At 38.5% G+C, this 21,297-nt stretch carries 23 protein-coding genes; 7 read left to right on the top strand and 16 right to left on the bottom strand.

The features are described from left to right. Nucleotides 1-8: 8 nt before the first annotated feature. The 6 genes from NYE61_RS15515 to NYE61_RS15490 form a co-directional block, all read right to left on the bottom strand. Complete coding sequence (locus NYE61_RS15515) at nt 9-632, bottom strand: NAD(P)H-dependent oxidoreductase (RefSeq protein ID WP_303446944.1); 624 nt, start codon at nt 630-632, stop codon at nt 9-11. A gap of 193 nt (nt 633-825) precedes the next feature. Then, on the bottom strand, nt 826-1,386 hold the full coding sequence (locus NYE61_RS15510; RefSeq protein ID WP_095310592.1) for an NADPH-dependent FMN reductase: 561 nt from the start codon (nt 1,384-1,386) through the stop codon (nt 826-828). 211 nt (nt 1,387-1,597) lie between these two features. Beyond that, nucleotides 1,598-2,164, bottom strand: coding sequence for an NADPH-dependent FMN reductase (locus tag NYE61_RS15505; RefSeq protein ID WP_095310590.1), 567 nt, complete (start codon nt 2,162-2,164; stop codon nt 1,598-1,600). Nucleotides 2,165-2,437: 273 nt separating this feature from the next. Beyond that, complete coding sequence (gene ytvI, locus NYE61_RS15500) at nt 2,438-3,520, bottom strand: sporulation integral membrane protein YtvI (protein WP_240033696.1); 1,083 nt, start codon at nt 3,518-3,520, stop codon at nt 2,438-2,440. 47 nt (nt 3,521-3,567) lie between these two features. Next, a complete protein-coding gene (locus tag NYE61_RS15495) occupies nt 3,568-3,951 on the bottom strand; it encodes an OsmC family protein (RefSeq protein WP_095310588.1) in 384 nt (127 codons plus the stop codon). Between the two features lie 151 nt (nt 3,952-4,102). Then, the gene (locus tag NYE61_RS15490; RefSeq protein WP_095310586.1) at nt 4,103-4,429 is read right to left on the bottom strand and encodes an MGMT family protein; all 327 of its coding nucleotides are present in this window, start codon (nt 4,427-4,429) and stop codon (nt 4,103-4,105) included. A gap of 259 nt (nt 4,430-4,688) precedes the next feature. Here NYE61_RS15490 and NYE61_RS15485 point away from each other — a divergent pair, with 259 nt between their 5' ends. Continuing rightward, on the top strand, nt 4,689-4,880 hold the full coding sequence (locus NYE61_RS15485) for an H-type small acid-soluble spore protein (RefSeq protein ID WP_095310584.1): 192 nt from the start codon (nt 4,689-4,691) through the stop codon (nt 4,878-4,880). A 43-nt stretch (nt 4,881-4,923) separates the two neighbouring features. On the opposite strand, the gene alr is transcribed toward NYE61_RS15485, so the two are convergent. Continuing rightward, nucleotides 4,924-6,060, bottom strand: coding sequence for an alanine racemase (gene alr, locus NYE61_RS15480; RefSeq protein WP_095310582.1), 1,137 nt, complete (start codon nt 6,058-6,060; stop codon nt 4,924-4,926). A 267-nt stretch (nt 6,061-6,327) separates the two neighbouring features. On the opposite strand from alr, the gene NYE61_RS15475 reads away from it, so the two are divergent. Next, a complete protein-coding gene (locus NYE61_RS15475; protein WP_095310580.1) occupies nt 6,328-7,395 on the top strand; it encodes a hypothetical protein in 1,068 nt (355 codons plus the stop codon). Nucleotides 7,396-7,494: 99 nt separating this feature from the next. Here NYE61_RS15475 and NYE61_RS15470 read toward each other — a convergent pair whose 3' ends face one another. From NYE61_RS15470 to NYE61_RS15450, 5 genes are all read right to left on the bottom strand, one after another. Beyond that, nucleotides 7,495-8,403, bottom strand: a complete 909-nt coding sequence (locus NYE61_RS15470; protein WP_303447154.1) for a HAMP domain-containing sensor histidine kinase — start codon at nt 8,401-8,403, stop codon at nt 7,495-7,497. A 19-nt stretch (nt 8,404-8,422) separates the two neighbouring features. Then, entirely contained in the window at nt 8,423-9,094 is a 672-nt protein-coding gene (locus NYE61_RS15465; RefSeq protein WP_095310576.1) for a response regulator transcription factor, read from the bottom strand. Nucleotides 9,095-9,217: 123 nt separating this feature from the next. Beyond that, complete coding sequence (locus tag NYE61_RS15460; RefSeq protein ID WP_303446945.1) at nt 9,218-9,997, bottom strand: ABC transporter permease; 780 nt, start codon at nt 9,995-9,997, stop codon at nt 9,218-9,220. Next, a complete protein-coding gene (locus NYE61_RS15455) occupies nt 9,990-10,907 on the bottom strand; it encodes an ATP-binding cassette domain-containing protein (protein ID WP_303446946.1) in 918 nt (305 codons plus the stop codon). Before NYE61_RS15455 ends, NYE61_RS15460 begins: the two co-directional genes overlap by 8 nt. A gap of 153 nt (nt 10,908-11,060) precedes the next feature. Beyond that, nucleotides 11,061-12,530, bottom strand: coding sequence for a hypothetical protein (locus NYE61_RS15450; RefSeq protein WP_339315956.1), 1,470 nt, complete (start codon nt 12,528-12,530; stop codon nt 11,061-11,063). A 247-nt stretch (nt 12,531-12,777) separates the two neighbouring features. Here NYE61_RS15450 and NYE61_RS15445 point away from each other — a divergent pair, with 247 nt between their 5' ends. Further along, complete coding sequence (locus NYE61_RS15445) at nt 12,778-13,188, top strand: GNAT family N-acetyltransferase (RefSeq protein ID WP_303446948.1); 411 nt, start codon at nt 12,778-12,780, stop codon at nt 13,186-13,188. A gap of 180 nt (nt 13,189-13,368) precedes the next feature. On the opposite strand, the gene NYE61_RS15440 is transcribed toward NYE61_RS15445, so the two are convergent. Genes NYE61_RS15440 through NYE61_RS15430 form a run of 3 tightly spaced genes read right to left on the bottom strand, consistent with a single transcriptional unit; the run spans nt 13,369 to nt 14,772 of the window. Continuing rightward, complete coding sequence (locus NYE61_RS15440; RefSeq protein WP_095310567.1) at nt 13,369-13,656, bottom strand: hypothetical protein; 288 nt, start codon at nt 13,654-13,656, stop codon at nt 13,369-13,371. Between the two features lie 31 nt (nt 13,657-13,687). Then, complete coding sequence (locus NYE61_RS15435; protein WP_095310565.1) at nt 13,688-14,098, bottom strand: Spx/MgsR family RNA polymerase-binding regulatory protein; 411 nt, start codon at nt 14,096-14,098, stop codon at nt 13,688-13,690. Between the two features lie 59 nt (nt 14,099-14,157). After that, the gene (locus NYE61_RS15430) at nt 14,158-14,772 is read right to left on the bottom strand and encodes a TetR/AcrR family transcriptional regulator (protein ID WP_095310562.1); all 615 of its coding nucleotides are present in this window, start codon (nt 14,770-14,772) and stop codon (nt 14,158-14,160) included. A 419-nt stretch (nt 14,773-15,191) separates the two neighbouring features. On the opposite strand from NYE61_RS15430, the gene NYE61_RS15425 reads away from it, so the two are divergent. The 4 genes from NYE61_RS15425 to NYE61_RS15410 are packed head-to-tail and all read left to right on the top strand — an operon-like array spanning nt 15,192 to nt 18,978. Beyond that, nucleotides 15,192-16,301: an ABC transporter ATP-binding protein gene (locus NYE61_RS15425; protein WP_095310559.1), complete on the top strand. Its 1,110-nt coding sequence runs from the start codon at nt 15,192-15,194 to the stop codon at nt 16,299-16,301. Then, nucleotides 16,291-17,094, top strand: coding sequence for an ABC transporter permease (locus NYE61_RS15420; RefSeq protein WP_303446952.1), 804 nt, complete (start codon nt 16,291-16,293; stop codon nt 17,092-17,094). Before NYE61_RS15425 ends, NYE61_RS15420 begins: the two co-directional genes overlap by 11 nt. 1 nt (nt 17,095) lies before the next feature. Further along, nucleotides 17,096-17,905, top strand: coding sequence for an ABC transporter permease (locus tag NYE61_RS15415; RefSeq protein WP_095310555.1), 810 nt, complete (start codon nt 17,096-17,098; stop codon nt 17,903-17,905). Next, entirely contained in the window at nt 17,902-18,978 is a 1,077-nt protein-coding gene (locus tag NYE61_RS15410; RefSeq protein ID WP_303446953.1) for an ABC transporter substrate-binding protein, read from the top strand. The genes NYE61_RS15415 and NYE61_RS15410 overlap by 4 nt, the downstream gene beginning before the upstream one ends. 405 nt (nt 18,979-19,383) lie before the next feature. Here NYE61_RS15410 and htpG read toward each other — a convergent pair whose 3' ends face one another. Beyond that, nucleotides 19,384-21,261, bottom strand: coding sequence for a molecular chaperone HtpG (gene htpG / locus NYE61_RS15405; protein WP_303446954.1), 1,878 nt, complete (start codon nt 21,259-21,261; stop codon nt 19,384-19,386). Nucleotides 21,262-21,297 lie beyond the last annotated feature (36 nt).

The raw sequence follows: 21,297 nt of genomic DNA, 5'->3' as shown, positions 1-21,297 counted from the left end.
TCTTTCAATTATCTAATTTTCTTAAATGCCTTGCTCCAAGCGATTACTTGGTCAAGCATCGCGTTTGCATTGTCTGCATGGTAATCCGCAGGTTTGAATTCGCTCATGTTTTCAAAGTCAGTCATTAGCGAGAATGTTACTGCAGTACGTACGTCTGCAACTTGCAGCTCACCAAGGATTAGACGAAGGTTTTCATGTGCACGCGCCCCACCTAAGCTACCGTATCCAACGAAACCTGCTACTTTATTGTTTACTTCTGGGTTTAAATAATCTAATGCATTTTTCAATGCCCCACCAATTGCATGGTTGTATTCTGGTGCTACGAAAATGTAACCATCAAATGCAGCGATTTTTTCAGACCAAGCTTTAACCGCAGCTTCTGCTTCTGCCTGTCTTTCTGCTGGAAGTTCTTCACCAAGGAATGGCAATTTATATGCTCCTAAGTCTACAATTTCATATGTGACATCGTCGGCATTTCGTTTTGTTGCAAAGTCGTACATCCAGTTAGCAACTGATTCCCCATTACGGCCTTGGCGCACACTACCTTGCACAATAGCGATTTTCAATTTCTCTTTTGGTACTGGTGCTGCTGTTTGCTTTGATCTACCGAATAATTTATCAAAAAATCCCATTGTATGTTCACAACCTTTCCTGTCCGTTATCTAAGTTTAAATTGACCCTTTAAAAGGAAGAGGCAGTAACCCATGCCTAGCACTATGTAAACATAGTTATTCAGGGGTAGCTGCCCATTATTAGTCCAATGATACCCAATACCTTTTCTCTATTTATACGGTATCTTTTTTACTTCTTAAAATTTACTTTTTATTAATTGCGAACTGTTTTTAAAGCACTGCTCCAAGCGATTACTTGATCAAGCATTCCGTTTGCATTATCTGCATGGAAGTCAGCAGGTTTGAATACGCTCATGTTTTCAAAGTCAGTCATTAGTGAGAACGTTACTGCAGTACGCACATCTGCAACTTGTAGTTCACCAAGGATTAGACGAAGGTTTTCGTGTGCACGTGTACCGCCTAAGCTACCATATCCAACGAAACCAGCTGCTTTGTTGTTCACTTCTGGGTTTAAGAAATCCAATGCATTTTTCAATGCGCCACCAATTGCATGGTTGTACTCTGGAGTTACGAAAATATAACCATCGAATGAAGCGATTTTTTCGGACCATGCTTTAATTGCAGTTTCTGCTTCTGCCTGTCTTTCTGCTGGAAGTTCTTCACCAAGGAATGGCAATTTATATTCAGCTAAGTCTACGATTTCATAAGTTACATCGTCATTACGTTTTGTTGCAAAATCATGCATCCACTTTGCAACTGCATCTCCGTTACGTCCTTGACGTACACTACCTTGAATAATACCTATTTTTAACATTCTATTTCCCCCTAAATGTTTTACATTCTTCAATTAATTTTAATTCAACATACTTGAATTACTTATACTATACCATCGTTTTTTACTTATTGCAACACATTTAATTCTTTTTTATTATATAGTTATAAAAAGTAACCGTAAAATTATTTGCTTACCTTATTTATAAAAAGAAAAAACAGGCACTGCAGCTTTGCAGGAACCTGTTTGATTATTAGAATGGGTATGCGGATTCTTCAGATGCTTTCATTTGCACTGCTGTCCGAAGAAAAAAGACAACATCATCTGCCAATCGGTTAAGCCTAAAAACAATTTCATCATCTATAATTGCTTGTTTATGATAATGCTTTTCTTCAATAAATACATATTTCGGGATAACCATTGCTTGCATATAATTCAAGATTGGCTTCAACTGCTGTTCAGCCACTAAATAATGTTTTGCTGATCCAGCTGTCGATACGAGACCGACAACTTTTTCCCGAAATGCATCCATTGGAAGCAAATCAAACAGGTTTTTTAATGTACCTGGAATAGATGCTTGGAATGTTGGTGTCCCGATAATATAGCCATCCGCTTCCATTATTTTTTCTAATACTAACTTTGTATCCCCTGTATAATCACGATAATCCCTTCCATCGCTAAATACGAGGTTATATTGCTTCAAATCAATAAGTTCAATTTCGATATCCTCATACTGTTCGTTTATCCGGTTTAATATATTTTCAACAGCAATTCGCGTTTTGGAGCCAACGATTGACCCAGAAATCCCCAAAACCTTCATTGTGATCCCCCTTTCTCAAAAATCATCTATATCACATATAATCAGACTATCCCTTCATCATGAAGCGATCAGCTGTTTTTAGTTCTCGTATGTTATGAATACAACTCACGTCCTATTATACCGACTTGCTTTTTCGAAATACAATTTGATGCTTAGGAAATAAACATCCGCATGTTCCTTCATTCTTATTATAATGTAATTATTTACTTCTGTGCCGCTTCTTCACCATTTGCATATAAAAAGGCTGTTACTTAATCGTAACAGCCTTGCCAATCAAATTATTTCTTCATCTTTTTTGCTTAAGCCTAAATCAAACAAGCCTGATTCTTTTGCAGAAAGAATCGCTATATAAACGAACGGCCCGAGGATTAGCCCCATCACACCGAAAAACACAAAACCAAAATACATAGAAAGCACAGTCGGGAGTGCCGCAAGTCCTATAGAATCACCTAATACTTTCGGCTCAATGATACGCCTTAAAATGGTTATGATAAGAGCAAGCAATATAAGTTGGATTCCTGCTCCAACATTTCCGAGCATCATGGCCAAAAGTCCCCATGGAATCAGCACAAGCGCTGGTCCAACATATAATGGAATAATATCGACTAGCCAAATGATGACAGACATTATTAATGCTGCACCGGGTGAAATAAACAAAAGACTTGCATACGTAATGACGAAAACACCAATACTTAGGATAAATTGGGCTTTCCAGTAACCAAGGAAAACCTTTCCTAGTCGTTGGTTAACGAAACGCAGCTTTTCCGATGTATCTCGATTGAATAAATTGTAAAATAACCGTTTTAAACGAGGCAAGTCCAAGCTGAATAAGAATAGCGTCATCAAATAAATCAATGACACAAAGATAAGATTTGGGACAGATTGAATCCACGAGCCGAGAATTGTTAATAAATAGGATGTAACATCCAAAGCTGTTTCCACTACACTATTGGATTGGTTCTCAAGCTCCCGAATAACAACATGAGCGATTGGTATATCTTCAATTAGCTCATTAAAACGGATAATGACATCATTGATAAACCGCTGTACCTGAAATGCATAGGTAGGAATTTGCAATGTAAAATTATAAATTGTTTCCACCACACGGGTTAATGTGATATAGACCAGCAAACTGGAGATAGCAATAAACAGGGTAAAGGTAATGGTAACTGGGAGAACCCTTTTCCTTACTTTCATCTTCAGCTTCAGCCATCTTACAAAAGGCTCAAACATGAGTGCAGTCAATAATGCTAATAATACTGGTAAAAATGCTGAGAAATATATGTAAACGAAAATGATGACCGCAATGACAGCGGCCAGCTTTAGAATCTTTTTAACAAGGGATTTCGTTATCAATAAAAAACTGCCTCCTTCTTTCCCTCCAGACTTAATCGAACAATTAGTTATTCCTTTATTTCAAAGGTCTCGATAACGTTAATACTCCCTTTTACGGATTGAACCATCGAACAGTTTTTTGAACTTAGCTCTAACGCTTTTTCCACCTTTTTTTCAGGAAGATCCTTACCGAAAATGGTAAAGTGCAATTTAATTTCTTCGACACGATTTGCTATATCTGGATTTCGTTTCACATCCGCAGTAATCGCAATATTATCAAAAGCAATGCGCATTTTCGTAAGCACTTGCTTCAAAACCCCGCCACTGCAACCAGCTATGGAGGATACTAGTAATGCGTATGGTCTAAACCCAAACTCATCCTTGCCCGATATTGTTAGTTTTCCAAAATCAAATTCAGATTCGAAACCATTTTCATGCATGCTAAACTCCATCTCGACCATCCTTTTCCTAAAATTTATTGTAATACGTTTAGATCACTTATCTATCATGATAATATTAGTACCTATCTTTTAGTAACAGTAAGACTTATCTATAGTATAACTTTAATTTTTAAAATTGAATATGTATTTGTTCCCGAATTTTCTATAACATATCTATCTCGGTACTCACATGAAATTGATATCGTTCCAAATCCACCTCTCCCTTACGGCTGACCTCAACACCTTCTACTTCCAGCTGCGATTTCTGCTCCAATGCTCCAAATTCATCTTGAATAGCGATTTGCCCCTTCGCGTTGATGACACGATGCCAAGGAAGGCGATGCTTTCTACTCATTGAATGTAAAATTCGCACAACCTGACGGGCAGCCCGTGGACTTCCTGCTGCTTTCGCAATCTGTCCGTAAGTCATGACCCTTCCTTCTGGTATTTGGTTGATAATTGCAATTACGTTTGCAGTAAATGGTTTCATCTTACACCTTTCCTAAGTCAAAAGTTTATGGGAAACAAGCATTCCAGCATCTTTTCTTTTCTAAATAGTAACAACTTTAGATTGGAATGTCTATAACAGTTCTGTCATGCACCAGGTCTAAAAATTGCCTCGTATAACCATCTCAAAACCAACAGAAAATAACACTGTTAGAAGCTGGTTCTTCTTAAGCTTTTAGGCAAAGGCCTTAGCAATTAGGAAAGATATAAACTTTGCAACTTGCCAAGCAAAGGAGGATATCATGAATAGACAACGTGCATTGGAAATTTTGGAGTCGATTGAAATGGTCAACGTGAACTTCCGAGGTATTCCGGTATATATTCAATCATTGGATGCTAATCAGGAGACAGCCACTGTTTTTCCGCTCGATAATATGAATCATGAACAATCCGTAGAATTGGCAGGCCTTGATGAGATACAATTAGGTAAATGACCTTTATCACTACGAAGGATGCCTTCTGGAGCATCCTTCGTAATTAATTGTCAGCACCTTTTACATATACCCTTGGAACACGCTTTCCAATTAAGCAAACCGTTTCGTAATGAATCGTTTGCATATGCTCTGCTACTTCATCGAGTGAAATATAACCATCCTCAGGATCGCCAAAAATGGTAACAGTATCTGCTTTGCTAATCTGTTCAACAGCAGTGACATCAATCATCGTTTGATCCATACATATTCTACCAACAATCGGTACTCGCAATCCTTTAACCATCATTTCCCCCTTATTTGAAAGTTGCCTGGAAAGTCCATCCGCATAGCCGATTGGTAATGTCGCAATTACAGATGTAGCATCTGGTGTGTAGGTGCATCCATAGCTAATCGAATGACCGGATTGTACCTCTTTTATCATGGCAGGCTTTGTTTTTAAGCTCATCGCCTGCTTTAAATGAATTGTTGCTCGCAAATGCCCACTCGGATAAAGTCCATACAAGCTAATACCGACACGTACCATATCCAAATGCATCTCAGGATACGCAATCGTTGCAGCACTATTACAACAATGCTTTAACGGAATTTCGATTTGATGTTGGTTCAGGTAGTCAACCAATGATGTAAAATTTTTATATTGCTGATACGTATAAGCAGAATCTGGGTTATCAGCGTCGGCAAAGTGTGTAAAAATCCCCTCTAGTATAACTTTAGAGTCGTTAAAAGACTTACAAATTTGAAGCGCCTCGTTTTGATCACGAACCCCAATGCGATTCATGCCACTATCTATTTTCAAATGCACCTTCGCTTGTTTATTCCATACATTTGCAGCGCGTTCCATTTCCTTGATTGATTCATCCGAGAAAACGGTAAGGGTAATGTCGTGCTTCACCGCCTCTTCTACTGCGTGTGGAGCAGTATAACCCAGCACAAGAATCGGGACATCAATTCCCGCTTCCCGCAAGTGGAGCGCTTCATCTAAAAGCGCAACGCCTAAGTAGTCGGCACCAGCATCTGTCGCAGCTGTCGCAACCTGCACCGCTCCATGTCCATAACCGTCCGCCTTAACGACTGCCATAAACTTGCTAGTTCCAATATGTCTTCTGAAGGATTGTACATTCGCCTCAATCGCGTCCAAAGATATTTCTGTCCATGTATCACGATAACTTTTATGTATCATAAAGATACCTTCTTTCTCATTTTCATCTATAAATTACATTGCATGTGACAATAGATTCATTTTACCATTGAAAAAGGTGAATTCACAAAAAATTATGCTATACTAATTATATTTCTCCCTGAAACTTATAGAAAGAAGATCACTAAAAGCTATGCCATAGAGATTTCACGTATCACAGTTAGACTGATCTGGATTTCTAAGTACTTCTTCTATTTTGAAAAGGGATACAAGGACAACATGGATAGGAAATAGATGGGAGAGAATAGTATGAAGAAAATTTTGCAGCTCGGCAGTGCTTTCATAGGCGTCATTGTTGGTGCTGGCTTTGCTTCTGGGCAGGAGATTTTACAGTACTTCACGAGCTTTGGTCTCCTTGGTATTATTGGGGCCGTGATTGCAAGTGCGTTATTCGCCTACCTGGGCATGGTTTTAATGCAAATTGGCAGCCGAATGCAGACGACCTCTCATCGGGATGCTATTTACAAAATTAGCGGACGTTATCTTGGAGTTGTCATTGACTACATCATTATATTCACACTGTTCGGTGTAGGAGTCGTTATGATTGCAGGTGCTGGTTCAAATTTAAATCAGCAATTTGAATTCCCATATTTTGTCGGGACAAGCCTGATGACTATTCTCGTGCTTATTGCAGGAATGGCAAAGGTAAATCGATTCGTAGCGATTATTGGCAGTATTACACCGTTTCTAATTCTAATCGTCATTATCCTGTCGATCTATAGTGTACTATCAATGGATAATACATTTACCAATCTTAATTCGATTGCAATGGAGCAACCGACGACACTACCAAACTGGTTTATCTCCGCAATTAACTACGTTTCGTTTAATATCGCGGTTGGCGCTTCGATGTCGCTTGTAATGGGCGGGGCCCAGCGTAATGAAAAAACGGCAGCTCTTGGAGGACTTGTTGGCGGATTAGGAATCGGGGTTCTTATTATTTTAAGCCACCTTGCGATTTTCTCAAAAATTGACCTTGTACAAGGTTATGAAATGCCAATGCTGCAGCTTGCTAATCAAGTATCTCCAGCATTAGGCTTTTTCATGGCAATTGTTTTATTCGGTATGATCTTTAATACAGCAGCAAGCATGTTCTTCTCATTCGGCGCACGGTTTGTCGAAATAGGAACGCCGAAATTTAAAGCTTTCCTTGTTGTCACTCTAGTAATTGCCTATTTATTAAGCTTTTTTGGATTTACAGATCTTGTCAGCTACTTCTATCCACTTATCGGCTATCTTGGCTTATTTCTAATAGGAGCACTGATTATTGCATCTGTTCGGATTCATAAGCTGGAAAAGGAAACCGAAAGACAATAACAAACATAAAAAGGTGAGGCAATTTAATCAAAGCTGTCTCACCTTTTTTTACTAGCCTTTTCTAATTTAGCTCCCATTGCAGCATGTTAACTAAAAACATCAAAGCTGACTTCTATTCATAGGCAGTCTAATATGAATGATGAACCACTCTCCATGCAACGCCGCATCCATTTTCCCATCCATTTTTTCAACCAGATTTTTAGAGAGGTATAGCCCTAATCCACTGGCTTCCGCATTCGTTCTGCTTGCAACTTCTGTATAAAAACGCATAAATACTTTTTCTACCGCCACTTTACTATCTGGTTTAATATCATTTTTAATGCTGAACATGATATCGCCCCCTTGTTTCTCGTAGCTGATTACTGCTTTGCTTTTGGCATAACGAATTATATTTTGAACGACATTTTGGATAACTCGTACTAACATGAACTCGTCGGCAATAATTTGGTAGTTGTGCTGTTGTGCCGAAAAATCGATTTCTATTTGTTTTTGCTCCAATTGTTCATAAAAGGATAAGACAACTTCCTCCACCAAATTAGATAATGTTATGGAAGAAAACACTATTTCCTTTTGATTGGTTTCAATGCGGGCCAAGTCATAGAAATGATCAGTCATTTCCATTAAACGCTCAACAGACTGTTTAACAATTGATATATAATGCAGCCGCTTCGTTTCATCCGTCGTCTCTTGCAATAACTGGACATAGCCGTTAATCGATGTTAGCGGAGTCCTGAGGTCATGGGAAAGCCCAGCGATGGTCAGCTTGACACTCTCTTCCATTTGCTTTGCTTGTTGATTTTTTTTCTCAAAAGCATCGATCATCTGATTCAGCGCCTCAATCAAGTCAAGCAATACCTCATCACGAAAATCAATTGAAAGCCTTCCGCCAAAACTTGAACGATTCGGAAGCTCTTTAACCTCCCGCTTCAACTTTCGAAGTTCTCGCTTTAAAAAGTAAACATAAAGAAGGAGCACAAATGCAAAGAAGGCAAAAACCCATCCCCACATCACATTCACGCTCCTTTCGTTAATCAAATTTGAATCCAATACCCCATACTGTTTGAATATAGTTTGTATCAGCTTGGTTTAATTTATTTCGTAAATTACTTATATGCATATTAATCGTTTTATCACTATTAAAAAACGGTTCATTCCAAATACTTTCATATATATTGGCACGACTGAATACTTTTTTCGGATTCTCCAGGAATAAGAGCAGAATCGCGTATTCGCGTCCCGTTAAATGGACCAGCTGATCATTGACTTTCACTTCGCGAGTATCTAAATTCACTCGAATATCCTGATACAGGATTTCTTTCATTTCGTTGGATACAGCCTTTGCAGCATGGCGTAATTGAATATGAATACGTAGGAGCAGCTCCTTCACATCAAAAGGTTTTGTAATGTAATCATCCGCACCATTCGTCAAAATATCCAATTTCGAAGCTTGGTCATTCTTAGCCGAAATCACAATCACCGGTATCATGCTATCCTTCCGAAGATCCTGCAGAAAAACTTCTCCATCCATCCCAGGCAGCATTAAATCTAACAAGATAACATCTAGTTGACTTTGTTCCAGTAATAATTTCCCTTCTGTGCCTGAATATGCACTTAAGGTTTTAAAGCCTTGCAGTGTCAATGCCTCTTTAATCAGCGAATGAATTGCATGATCATCCTCAATAATTAATATTGTTGCCATCCTATCGACCTACTTTATTATGCATTACGGGCTCTGACACGCCACTTCTAAGCACAAGCAAGAAAAAAACGTGGAGGACGAATAACAGCCCTTAGCCTCCTGGTTCTATCTCGTGATATAGTTTCACTTTATGTCAGTTCGTTTAAACAGAAGGATTCCTAATCCTGATGATAACACAATGGTAATAATACTCACTACAATCATCCCTGGGATCTCGGCGATATCTGCCGGGCTCACAAAATAAAAGTAGAATAAAAATGTCTCTGTAAACCAGAATGTGACATGACCAAAGTTTTCTGTGTGCTGAAAAATTTCTGGGAGAAATCCAGTGGCAATCGTGTAAAGAAAACTCCACACAATCGAGATGCTACTATTTTTTGTTAGAAAGCTGATCAGGACATAAATCGATACATTCGCCAAAATTAATAGATAAAGCACACTAAAGGATTGAATGGCATAACGAATATAATTCGTAATTCCATCAACTTCACCAAAGCCAAATACAACTGTATAGCTAGCTATTCCAAGCATTGTCATTCCAAGTACACCAACAAAGGCAAAAATTGCTGCTGCGAGGAATTTTGATACATAATAATGTACGCGACTTCGTCCTAAGGACAGTGTATTACGAATCGTTCCATTCTGAAATTCTTCCCCGATAAATAAGCTAATAAACACAATTAGCACCAATAAAATCGTAAATCCATTCTTTTTCATCATTAGGATTCCTGTCGCTCCATTAATGACTGTATCAATCACCTGAACGAGCTCTGTCCCATGGTGAACGGTTAGCTGGCTATTTATTACTTGTATAATAGGAAGAATAAATAAGATAGCTAAGGCGATCCATAATTTTTTGCTCCGACGCATTTTTATTTTTTCAGCTGTTAAAAGATTAAACATTCTTTGTTCCTCCAGTTAATTGCAAGAAATAATCTTCTAGTTTTTGTCTTGTTGTTCCAATTCTGGAAACTCTTACATTCTCTAAAACCAATGCACGATTGATTGCAGCAGCCTCGTCCAAGCGCTCATAAATATGAATTTCGATTCCATTGATCACTTCATAGTCCTGGATTCCCATTTCATCAAGTACAACGACTGCTTTTTCCACTTCCGTTGTTTCTACTTCAATGTATTGCCGTGCAACCCGTGCTAGATCTTCCTTGGATAGTTCATTTATAATTTTCCCCTCATGTAAAATACCGTAATGTGTAGCAATTTGGGAAAGCTCATCCAGCAAATGACTCGAAAGCAATACTGTAATTCCACGTTCTGTCACCAATCGTTGAATCATATCTCGCATTTCAACAATACCAGATGGGTCTAAGCCATTTGTCGGTTCGTCCAAGATTAAGAATTCGGGATTAGTTATTAATGTCGACGCAATTGCTAAACGTTGCCTCATCCCTAGCGAAAAGTGCTTTGTTTTCTTTTTCCCTGTATGCTCCAAGTTCATTAGACGAAGTAAATCAGCAATCTCTCGTTCACCGACGCCACCATTTGCCGCTTGCACCTGCAGATTCTCCCGAGCTGACAAATCAGGGTATAGTGCTGGCATTTCAATCGATTGCCCCATCTTCCTTCTCGCATGCTGTAATCCTTTCGTACTCGTTTCACCAAACAGCTCGATGTCTCCACCGTCAATCGCAATTAATCCCATCACAGCACGCATGAAAGTGGATTTCCCTGCACCATTTTCACCGATTAATCCATAGATCATTCCACGTTTGATTTTAATCGATACATTATCAAGGACCTTGTGTTTACCATATATTTTTGAGATATTTGCCGCTTTAAGAATAATTTCTGCCACACATAATCTTCCTTTCCATGTTGATACATTTAGAATAAGCTGCAAGTATAAAGAATAAGTCCAGAAAAGTATAAAGAAAGTGTAAAGAATAATTTTCTAAAGGTTTACAAAAACAGGGGCTGTATATGCAATGGCATATACCAGCCCCTGTTTCTATTTGCTCTTCTCTTTCTGCTTCTGGCTTTCGTACAGCAAAAAGTTCGAGTGGATTTGGTCACAATCCGTTAGCTGACTAAGAATATAGCTATACGTCTCCTCTATTTTCTCCGATAAATAATTAGTACGTTCGAATAAAACACTCCGAAAATCGCCCATTTGCCTGACAACCTTTTCCGTTAATGCCTCCTGACTTTCCATCCGTTTCTCTATTTGCTTCGTCGACTCGCCTTGCGCAGATAGCTGCTCCGACAGCTGTTCTTGATAGTCGGTTTGTTTATCCACTTTCAATGCCAGCTTCCCATTTGCCTTCGCAATTTTTTTCACCAAATCTTCCTGACTTTCCATGCGCTCCTCTATCTTTTTATTCGACTCATCTTGAGCAGATAATTGTTCTGACAACTGCTGTTGAAAGTCAGTTTGCTTATCTACTTTTAAGGTTAGCTGCCCATTTGCCTTTGCAAGCTTTTTAGTCAATGCTTCCTGATTTCCCATTAGCTCCTCTACCTTTTTGTTCGACTCGACTTGAGCGGATAGTTGTTCTGCCAATTGTTCTTGGATATCGGTTTGTTTATCTACTTTTAAGGTTAGCTGTTCATTTGACTCCGCAACCTTTTCGGTCATTGTTTTCTGATTTTCCAGTTGCTTCTCTATTTGCTTCATTGACGTTCCATGAGCAGATAATTGTTTGGACAGCTGATCTTGGTAATTGGATTGTTTATCTGCTTTCAATGATAGCTCTTCATTTGCCTTTTTCGTCCACGCCTCTTGATTTACGATGCGCTTCTCTATCTGCTTTGTCAACTCGCCTTGAGCAGATAGTTGTTCAGTTAATTGATTTTGAAAATTGGATTGTTTATCAATTTTCGATGATAGTTGTTCATTTGCCCTGGCAATTTTTTCGGACAATGCTTGCTGTTTTTTCAAACCGCTATCCATCCTCTTAGTCGACTCATCTTGAACAGATAGCTGCTTTGACAATTGATCTTGGAAATTAGCTTGATTATCGATTTTCGATGATAGTTGTTCATTTGCCTTGGCAACCGTTTCAAGCTGATTAGCAATTTCTTCATAGGAGGAATTAATCTGGTTCCATTGTTCTCTTACTTCTTGTTCGGATAATTGATCTGCTTCGATTAGTTCGCGTAGTTTCATATTGTCTTTTTCCAACTGCTTCAAATAGCTTACAACCTGTTTTTCCATCTGTTCATGATGCGCATTAAAATGCCGTAACTCCTGTAGTTGCGCTTCTATTTGCGTCCATTTATTTTCACTCTCATCATACTGCTGTTCATACATTGTTTTAATTCCAAGAAGTGTACGAGCAAGCTTCCCGTTGATTCGTTGCTGCTCCTTTACCATTTCCGATACATGATTTTGTACGAAAAGTGTTTGGTTTTGTCCTTGGAGTTTGTCACGGCCTTTATACATGTTCTTATGGTTTCTATCATTAATGTATAGTCCCATTCATTTACACCCCTTATTTATTCCTGTATTAGTCTATGCACAAATGCCCTGTTAGGAACTAGTAAGTTAAAAGCGTAGTGATGAGCCGATCAAACCAACAACTAGTGGTGCAGGGAATAGGAAACGGAACAATTTCATCCTTCGATGATTGCTAATCGCCCGCTAAAAGAGATAAAATCAAGTTATAAGGAACGACAGTACTTCTTGCCATACCACTAATATTCTCGTTACGACTTTGGAGGTTATCATGAAAATCTACATTACAAAAATAGAGAAGGAAAAGGCATGGGAGATAAGACATAAAGTCATGTGGCCAGATAAGCCCTTTGACTTCATTCAATTAGATAATGATGATACAGGTATCCATTTAGGTCTTTTTAAGAACAACAAACTTACTTCTGTGATTTCACTTTTTATAAAAAATGGAGAATGCCAATTTCGTAAATTTGCTACAATTCAACGGGAACAAGGTAATGGACACGGAAGTGCATTGTTATCCTATGTTCTCGAGGAGGCAAAGCATTTCGGAATTAAGAAGATTTGGTGTAATGCAAGAAAGGATAAGGTAGCTTTTTATAAAAAATTTGGATTACAAGAAACGGAAAAACATTTCTTAAAAGAAGGTAAAGCTTACGTAATAATGGAAGAATATGTTTAAGTAAAAAAACAACTATTCATCTTTTAGAACAGCTGTTTTTTTGTGTATTAGATTTTTAAAGGTAGGTATTTATTGAGTTGCTTGTAATTATGGAAGCAGGTAGATGTATACTTCTACTTACCAAGAACGCTTGCGGTTAACTTACTTAAAAAGAGGTGATGTTCAAAGGTGGTATATGTATTATAATGTTTTTCGAAATTCCTTGAATGCTTCGACAAAAGCTTTCGGAGAGGATTTGACGATATAAGGATATACTCCATTAATGGTATGCAAATAGAGCAACCCTCCATCATCGCCTATAAATCGATAGGAAATATCCAGCACATCATGTATCTTAAATTCCCTGTACTGTGTGACAACCCTGTCATCATACAAATACATCGTGCGTGTTTGTTCCGTATCTTTTTGTTCTAAACTATTCACTTCACGTATTACCTTACAATAGGTCTGTTTTGCAATCAAACTCACAAAAGCCACCCCTGCCCTTCATATGGAAATGTTACCCTTTTGCTAACTGAAGATGGTCCATTCTCCATTGCAACCACTGGTATTCACGGGTTTTTCTTGGTAGAAACTGACGTATATCATCCTCATGGTAGCCAACCTGTAATCGCTTATCATCCACCATGATCGGACTTCTTAATAATCGAGGGTGCTTCTGAATAAGCTCTAATAGTTCTTGTAATGGTAAAGATTCAATATCCAGATTTAAATCCTTATAAACCTTTGATCGTGTGGAAATAATTTCATCCGTGCCTTCAACTGTCATCCGTAAAATGCTTTGCAATTCATGAACAGTGAGCGGATCCTTTATCACATTTCTTTCCTTGTAATGAATCCCTTGCCTTGAAAACCATTGCTTTGCTTTCCTTGTCGACGAACATGCAGCTCCATAAATTGTAACTGTCATTTATCATACCCCATTTTCTGTAGTTTTCAGTACATGTATTCCTCGTTGTGTACGGTAAATTACTTGTATAAACCCTTTTTAAGCAAATTCATTTCAATAATGAAGTTCTCCAGGGCTTCTTCCTTGGACATATTCCGCGAATACTTTTCCACTAAATTGCGGAATGTGACCGACGTAATGATCTGAATAATATGATAGAACTCATCTTCACCAGATATATTCAAACATTCTTTGTTGATGAGTGGCGTTATTTCCTTCAATCTGTTGGTATCGATTTGCTTTTCATCAAAAATCCTTGTGAATACATCCTCAATTTCATGTGTCACATTCAGTAGAGCATTCTTTAAAAAATTGTAGCCATCCTCTGTCTTCTTTTCCTCAAGCATGAGCTGGAATAGCTCTTTGAATGCTTCAAAAATATCCCCATTATACTTATTCAACGAAGCAATAAATTTATCCTGCCTTTTATTCCACTGCTCCTCCAATAAAAAATAATATGCATCCTCTTTATTCTCGAAGTATTGATAAAAACTTCCCCGCGGAATCTCTGCAGCTTTTACAATGTTTGAAATGGAGGCTTGAGACAATGGAACTCTTGAAAACTCTGCTTCGGCTGCTCTGATTAATTTGTTCCGCTTCATCTCCGGTAGATTAAAAAATGTAAGTTTAGGCATTTCCTTCCTCCATACTTCTCCCTTGTGACATCATGTCATGTTGTTCAATTTTTATTTTAAATGACACAATGTCATGTGTCAATAATTTTCATGACAACGTGTCACTTTTATTTATAAATTTGTCCATTTTATGACGTTGGATTCTATCACTTAACATCCTCGTGATAGAGACGTTTTATTCAATGAAAAAAAGTAATTTCTTTTTTTTACTTTTCATGTATAATTATCTCGAATCTGAGAAAAAGTGAACAAAAACGTAAAGGCAGAAGCGCCGTTAAACCTACTGGATTCACGATAAGGCAATAAACCTTTAGACTTCTATACCCTGTTCACCTAAACGCTAATCTTGTCGATTAACAAACGTTTCAAATTCCATCAAATCAACTGCATCATGTCATTTTTATATAAAGGAGATTGCTATGACGAATTCTGCTATTATTCAATTTCATAATGTTACAAAGCAATATGACCAGGATCCCCCTGTATTGGATCGAGTCAGCTTTGAGATAGAAAGAGGGAAATTTTATACGTTGCTTGGTCCCTCTGGCTGCGGTAAAACAACAATACTTCGCTTGATTGCTGGTTTTACAGAAGCAACTTCAGGTGATATTTATTTTAACGGGAAAAAGATTAACCATATTCCAGCTAACAAACGTCAAGTAAATACCGTGTTTCAGGATTACGCCCTTTTTCCTCATTTAAATGTTTTTGAAAATGTCGCTTTTGGACTGCGTATTAAAAAAATGAAAAAATCGGAAATTGCAGCCAAAGTAAAAGAAGCTTTAAGCTTCGTGAACCTTTCCGGTTATGAGGATCGGGAAATTAAAGAGATGTCTGGCGGTCAGCGCCAACGTGTTGCAATCGCCCGGGCTATTGTCAATGAACCAGAGGTTATTCTGCTTGATGAGCCGTTGTCTGCACTCGACTTAAAGCTTCGTTATCAAATGCAGTACGAATTGCGTGAGCTGCAGCGCCGCCTTGGGATTACGTTTATTTTTGTCACACATGACCAGGAAGAAGCGCTTGCCATGTCTGATGAAATCTTTGTTATTAATAAAGGAAGAATTCAGCAAAGTGGTACACCTAACGATATTTATGATGAACCAATCAATCGATTTGTTGCCGACTTTATTGGAGAGTCCAATATCGTAAAAGCAACCATGATTGAAGACTTCCTTGTCTCATTCGGTGGCGGGAATTTCGAATGTGTTGACCAAGGAATGAACCCTAATGAGCCGGTTGAAGTCGTGATTCGTCCAGAGGATTTACAGATTACATCGTTTGAAGATGGCATGCTGCAAATCGAGGTACACTCACAACTTTTCCGCGGGGTGCATTATGAAATCACCGGACTTGACCAAGAAGGCAATGAATGGCTTGTCCAATCAACGAAAAAGGCAACAGTTGGGGATAAAATCGGGCTTCAATTTGAGCCAGAGGCTATTCACGTCATGCGCTTTAACGAAACGGAAGAAGACTTTGACCGCCGTTTAGATTCGTATTCGGAGGGGGAAGCTGATGGAAAATAAAGGCACGCGCAATTTGTATATGATCCCGTATGCACTCTGGATCATTTTGTTTGTTATTGCACCAATTTTTCTTGTTTTGTATTATTCCTTTTTTGATATTGAAGGTAATTTTTCACTAGTGAATTATAAAAATTTCTTTACCCCTGTTTATTTACAGATGACGTTAAGCTCGTTTTGGTATGCGTTTCTTATTACGGCTATCTCCTTATTGGTAGCTTATCCGACAGCATATTTACTTACGCGAACAAAGCATAAACAGCTTTGGTTATTATTAATCATAGTCCCGTCATGGATTAACCTATTGTTAAAAGCCTATGCATTTATTGGGATATTCGGAGCCTATGGTGCAGCCAATAATTTTCTGGAATGGGTTGGTATTGGCTCAAGACAGCTATTGTTTACCGATTTCAGTTTTGTATTTGTTTCAGTATATATTTTCATTCCATTTATGATTTTGCCGATTTTTAATGCATTGGATAACTTAAATCCGAGTTTGCTATATGCAGCAAAGGATTTAGGGGCTTCTGGATGGACAACATTCCGTAGAGTAATCTTCCCGTTAACGATTGACGGGGTGAAGTCAGGCATCCAAGTTGTATTCATTCCGGCTCTATCCCTATTTATGCTGACACGATTGATTGCAGGAAACCGTGTGATCACTCTAGGCACAGCAATCGAACAGCAATTTCTGGTTACACAGGATTGGGGAATGGGTTCAACCATTGCCGTATTTTTAATCCTCATTATGTTCCTTTTTATGGGCTTAACAGGATTTAGAAAGCGAGGTGTGTAATATGGAGAGAAAATCATCCTTTGCCTCGAATATCTTTTTGGTTATTATCTTTTTCATCCTATATGCACCGATCTTCTATTTGATTTTTTATTCGTTCAATAGTGGCGGTACAATGAGTGGGTTTGAAGGCTTTACATTGGATTGGTATAAAGAATTGCTTCATGATACGAGGCTGCTTATTATTGTTTTAAATACATTAGTAATCGCATTATTATCTGCATTGATTTCCACTGTGATTGGGGTTTTGGGAGCAATTGGCATTCACGCATATAAAAGACGACAAACGAAAAATACGTTGCTTGCATTGAATAATATTTTGGTTGTCAGCCCTGATGTTATTATCGGTGCTTCCTTCCTTATTTTATTTACGATGGCAGGAATTCAGCTAGGCTTTTACTCCGTGCTGCTGTCCCATATTGCATTCAGCATTCCGATTGTTGTACTGCTCGTTCTGCCTAAACTTATGGAAATGAGTCCAACACTAATTGATGCTGCACGTGATCTCGGGGCAAGTCAATGGAATGTGTTAACGAAGGTGATTCTGCCGTATATTGCACCGGGCATCTTTGCCGGATTCTTTATGGCATTAACGTATTCATTGGATGACTTTGCAGTTACATTTTTCGTAACAGGAAATGGGTTCACAACGCTTTCTGTTGAGATTTACTCGTTAGCACGAAGAGGGATTTCCTTGAACATCAATGCGCTTTCAACGATTTTATTTGTTGTAACCATTGTGCTTGTTGTTGTGTATTACTACTTAACACAACGTAGTGGCAGTGGTGCGAAAGGAGTTGACTTTAGAAGATGAAAAATCTTTTCAGAGCATTCCTTGTTATTGTAATTGTTTCTATCGTCCTGATCGTGATGATTAATCGTTTAAATGCTTCCCAAGGATTTTCTAGTGGCAATACGTTGACTGTGTACAACTGGGGTGATTATATTGATGAAGAATTGATTAGTCGCTTTCAGGAGGAAACAGGAATCACGATTATTTATGAAACATTTGATTCCAATGAAGCGATGATGACGAAAATCCAGCAAGGCGGAACATCCTATGATGTTGCTGTCCCTTCGGAATATATGGTTGAAAAAATGGTCGAGGAAGATCTGCTGCTCGAGCTTGATCATTCACTGTTGCCGAACATGCAGCATTTAGATGAACGATTTTTGGATTTAGCATTTGACCCTGGAAATCGTTATTCTCTCCCTTACTTCTGGGGAACAGTTGGAATTGTTTTTAATCCAACATTACTACCAGCAGGAACAGAGATCACCAGCTGGAATGATTTATGGAATCCGGAATTCGATAATCAAATTTTGCTGATTGATGGCGCCAGGGAAATCATGGGTATGGGGCTAAACAGCCTAGGCTATTCATTGAACGATACCGAACCTGCGCATTTGCAGGAAGCATTAGACAAACTAAAAGAGCTTACGCCAAATGTAAAAGCAATTGTTGGTGATGAAAACAAGCTACTCATGCAAAACGAGGAGGCAGCTATTGCTGTCGGCTGGTCTGGTGATGCAGCTGATATTATGTGGGAAAACGAGGATATTGATTACGTCGTTCCCAAGGAAGGCTCGAACCTCTGGTTTGATAATTTCGTAATTCCGAAGACAGCCCGTAACGTCGAAGCAGCGCATCAATTTATTAACTTTATGATGGACCCGGAAGTAGCGGCGCAAAACACAGAATATGTCAGCTACTCTACGCCGAATAAAGAGGCATTGAATTACATGCCGGAAGATATGGTGGAGGATGAACGATTCTATCCAGCACCAGATTTAACAGAACGTCTCGAGGTTTATGAGAATCTAGGACAGCAGAATCTAGCTTATTATAATGAATTGTTTTTGCAGTTTAAAATGTATCGGAAGTAGATTTAATTAGATGACGCCAGGGGATAGTCCTTGGCGTTTTTTTGCTTGGTGCGATAGCGGCGCGGGGGGTGTCTTAGTTTGAGTTTTGGTGTGTTAGCGGTGCGGGATGGTGCCTTAATTTTTGGTTTGGTGCTTTAGTGGTGCGGGATGGTGTCTTAGTTTTGAATTTGGTGCTTTAGTGGTGCGGGATGGTGTCTTAATTTTGAATTTGGTGCTTTAGTGGTGCGGGATGGTGTCTTAGTTTGGCGGTTGGTGCTTTAACGGAGCGGGATGGTGTCTTAGTTTTGAATTTGGTGCTTTAGAGGCGCGGGATGGTGTCTTAGCTTCGAGTTTCGTGCGGACGAGTTTCATTTCTTAGCAAATATACAAACATGGCCCCTGCATCATGCAGGGACCTTGTTTGTATCACACCATTACTTTACAAATATCATTCGTAAATTCAACTGGGTCGTTAATTGGCAGTCCTTCGATGAGGAGTGCTTGATTGTAAAGGAGGTTTGTATATAAATTCAATTTTTCTTTATCTTGGTCCTGTGCTTTTTTCAGCGCTTGGAAAATTTCATGATTTACATTGATCTCTAGCACTTTTTCAGCTTTGATGTTTTGGTCATCTGGCATTGCATTAATTATTTTTTCCATTTCAATCGAGATTTCCCCATCTGCTGTTAATACGACAGGATGTGATTTTAATCGTTTTGATGCGCGCACTTCTTTTACTTTGCCCGATAAAATTTCTTTCATCGATGCGAACAGATCTTTATTTTCTTCCTGCGCTTCTTCAGTTGCATCCTTTTGATCATCCTCAATACCTAAATCACCACTAGATACAGACTTGAATTCTTTCTCTTTATAGTTCATCAGCATGCGGATGGCAAATTCATCGATTTCATCGGTAAAGAATAATATTTCATAGCCTTTATCTGCCACAAGTTCAGTTTGTGGAAGCTTTTCAATCCGCTCATTGGATTCGCCAGTTGCATAGTAAATATATTTTTGTTCCTCTGGCATGCGTGAAACGTACTCATCTAATGTGACGAGCTTCTTCTCTTTTGAAGAATAGAACAATAATAGATCCTGTAACAAGTCTTTATTCTGACCAAAGTCACTATATACACCATATTTCAGCTGTTGACCGAATGATTTATAGAACTTCTCATATTTCTCGCGATCATCTCGTAAAATACTTTGTAATTGTGTTTTGATTTTTTTATTCATGTTTTTCGCGATCAGCTTCAGCTGGCGATCATGCTGGAGCATCTCTCTGGAAATGTTCAATGATAGATCTTCGGAGTCTACCATTCCCTTCACAAAGCTAAAATAGTCTGGGAGCAGATCAGCGCATTTATCCATGATCAATACGCCATTGGAATAGAGCTCAAGTCCTTTTTCAAATTCCCTCGTATAATAGTTATGTGGTGCGTTTTCTGGAATGTACAGAATCGCATTATAACGAATCGTTCCATCGACATTAATGTGAATATGCTTTAATGGTTTGTCATAGCCGTAATGCTTTTCATTGTAAAAATTCTCATAGTCTTCGTCAGTGAGTTCACTTTTGTTCTTTTTCCAAATTGGAACCATCGTATTGATTGTTTGTTCGTGGGTTACATCTTCATACTCGTCCTCTGATCCTTCTTTTAACTTACTTTCTGTGATATCCATTTTGATTGGATAGCGGATAAAGTCGGAGTACTTTTTGATGATTTGTTTCAAGCGATATTCTTCTAGAAACTCATCATAGTTCTCTTCTTCTTCATTCTCTTTAATTTCTAAAATGATTTCGGTACCAACCTGTGCTTTTTCTGCAGGGGTAATGGTGTAGCCATCAGGACCTGTTGATTCCCATTTAAATGCTTCATCACTTTCAATGGACTTACTGATCACCGTTACTTTATCAGCTACCATAAATGCCGCATAGAAACCAACACCAAACTGACCGATAATATCATGGCCATCTTTGATTTCATTTTCTGTTTTAAATGTATGGGAACCACTTTTTGCAATGACACCAAGGTTGTCCTCTAGCTCTTCCTTCGTCATCCCAATCCCTGTATCTGTAATTTTTAATGTACGTGTATCTTTATTTGGATCTACTTTTATGTAGTAGCTATCTTTATTAAACGAAAGTGAATCGTCTGTCAGTGCTTTGTAATAGATTTTGTCAATGGCGTCACTCGCATTGGAAATAAGTTCTCTTAAGAAGACCTCACGCTGTGAATAAATGGAGTTGATAACCATATCTAATAGTTTCTTCGATTCTGCTTTAAATGCTACCTTGCTCATACTATTCATCTCCTTTTTTTCAGTCAGTTTTTTAGC

Origin of the sequence: Oceanobacillus sp. FSL W7-1304 (assembly GCF_037969805.1) — a bacterium.
Classification (GTDB): Bacteria; Bacillota; Bacilli; order Bacillales; family Amphibacillaceae; genus Oceanobacillus; species Oceanobacillus profundus.
The sequence above is the reverse complement of the archived record's forward strand: the minus strand, read 5'-3'. Positions and strand labels throughout refer to the sequence as shown.

Bases quoted from the DNA above. Each gene is read 5' to 3' on its own strand.
- NYE61_RS15450 (WP_339315956.1), bottom strand. From the start codon at position 12,530: ATGGGACTATACATTAATGATAGAAACCATAAGAACATGTATAAAGGC.
- NYE61_RS15490 (WP_095310586.1), bottom strand. From the start codon at position 4,429: ATGAAACCATTTACTGCAAACGTAATTGCAATTATCAACCAAATACCA.
- NYE61_RS15495 (WP_095310588.1), bottom strand. From the start codon at position 3,951: ATGGAGTTTAGCATGCATGAAAATGGTTTCGAATCTGAATTTGATTTT.
- NYE61_RS15510 (WP_095310592.1), bottom strand. From the start codon at position 1,386: ATGTTAAAAATAGGTATTATTCAAGGTAGTGTACGTCAAGGACGTAAC.
- NYE61_RS15445 (WP_303446948.1), top strand. From the start codon at position 12,778: ATGAAAATCTACATTACAAAAATAGAGAAGGAAAAGGCATGGGAGATA.
- NYE61_RS15425 (WP_095310559.1), top strand. From the start codon at position 15,192: ATGACGAATTCTGCTATTATTCAATTTCATAATGTTACAAAGCAATAT.
- NYE61_RS15420 (WP_303446952.1), top strand. From the start codon at position 16,291: ATGGAAAATAAAGGCACGCGCAATTTGTATATGATCCCGTATGCACTC.
- NYE61_RS15465 (WP_095310576.1), bottom strand. From the start codon at position 9,094: ATGGCAACAATATTAATTATTGAGGATGATCATGCAATTCATTCGCTG.
- alr (WP_095310582.1), bottom strand. From the start codon at position 6,060: ATGATACATAAAAGTTATCGTGATACATGGACAGAAATATCTTTGGAC.
- NYE61_RS15515 (WP_303446944.1), bottom strand. From the start codon at position 632: ATGGGATTTTTTGATAAATTATTCGGTAGATCAAAGCAAACAGCAGCA.
- NYE61_RS15505 (WP_095310590.1), bottom strand. From the start codon at position 2,164: ATGAAGGTTTTGGGGATTTCTGGGTCAATCGTTGGCTCCAAAACGCGA.
- NYE61_RS15435 (WP_095310565.1), bottom strand. From the start codon at position 14,098: ATGACAGTTACAATTTATGGAGCTGCATGTTCGTCGACAAGGAAAGCA.
- htpG (WP_303446954.1), bottom strand. From the start codon at position 21,261: ATGAGCAAGGTAGCATTTAAAGCAGAATCGAAGAAACTATTAGATATG.
- NYE61_RS15415 (WP_095310555.1), top strand. From the start codon at position 17,096: ATGGAGAGAAAATCATCCTTTGCCTCGAATATCTTTTTGGTTATTATC.
- NYE61_RS15470 (WP_303447154.1), bottom strand. From the start codon at position 8,403: ATGTGGGGATGGGTTTTTGCCTTCTTTGCATTTGTGCTCCTTCTTTAT.
- NYE61_RS15485 (WP_095310584.1), top strand. From the start codon at position 4,689: ATGAATAGACAACGTGCATTGGAAATTTTGGAGTCGATTGAAATGGTC.
- NYE61_RS15475 (WP_095310580.1), top strand. From the start codon at position 6,328: ATGAAGAAAATTTTGCAGCTCGGCAGTGCTTTCATAGGCGTCATTGTT.
- NYE61_RS15460 (WP_303446945.1), bottom strand. From the start codon at position 9,997: ATGTTTAATCTTTTAACAGCTGAAAAAATAAAAATGCGTCGGAGCAAA.
- NYE61_RS15410 (WP_303446953.1), top strand. From the start codon at position 17,902: ATGAAAAATCTTTTCAGAGCATTCCTTGTTATTGTAATTGTTTCTATC.
- NYE61_RS15430 (WP_095310562.1), bottom strand. From the start codon at position 14,772: ATGCCTAAACTTACATTTTTTAATCTACCGGAGATGAAGCGGAACAAA.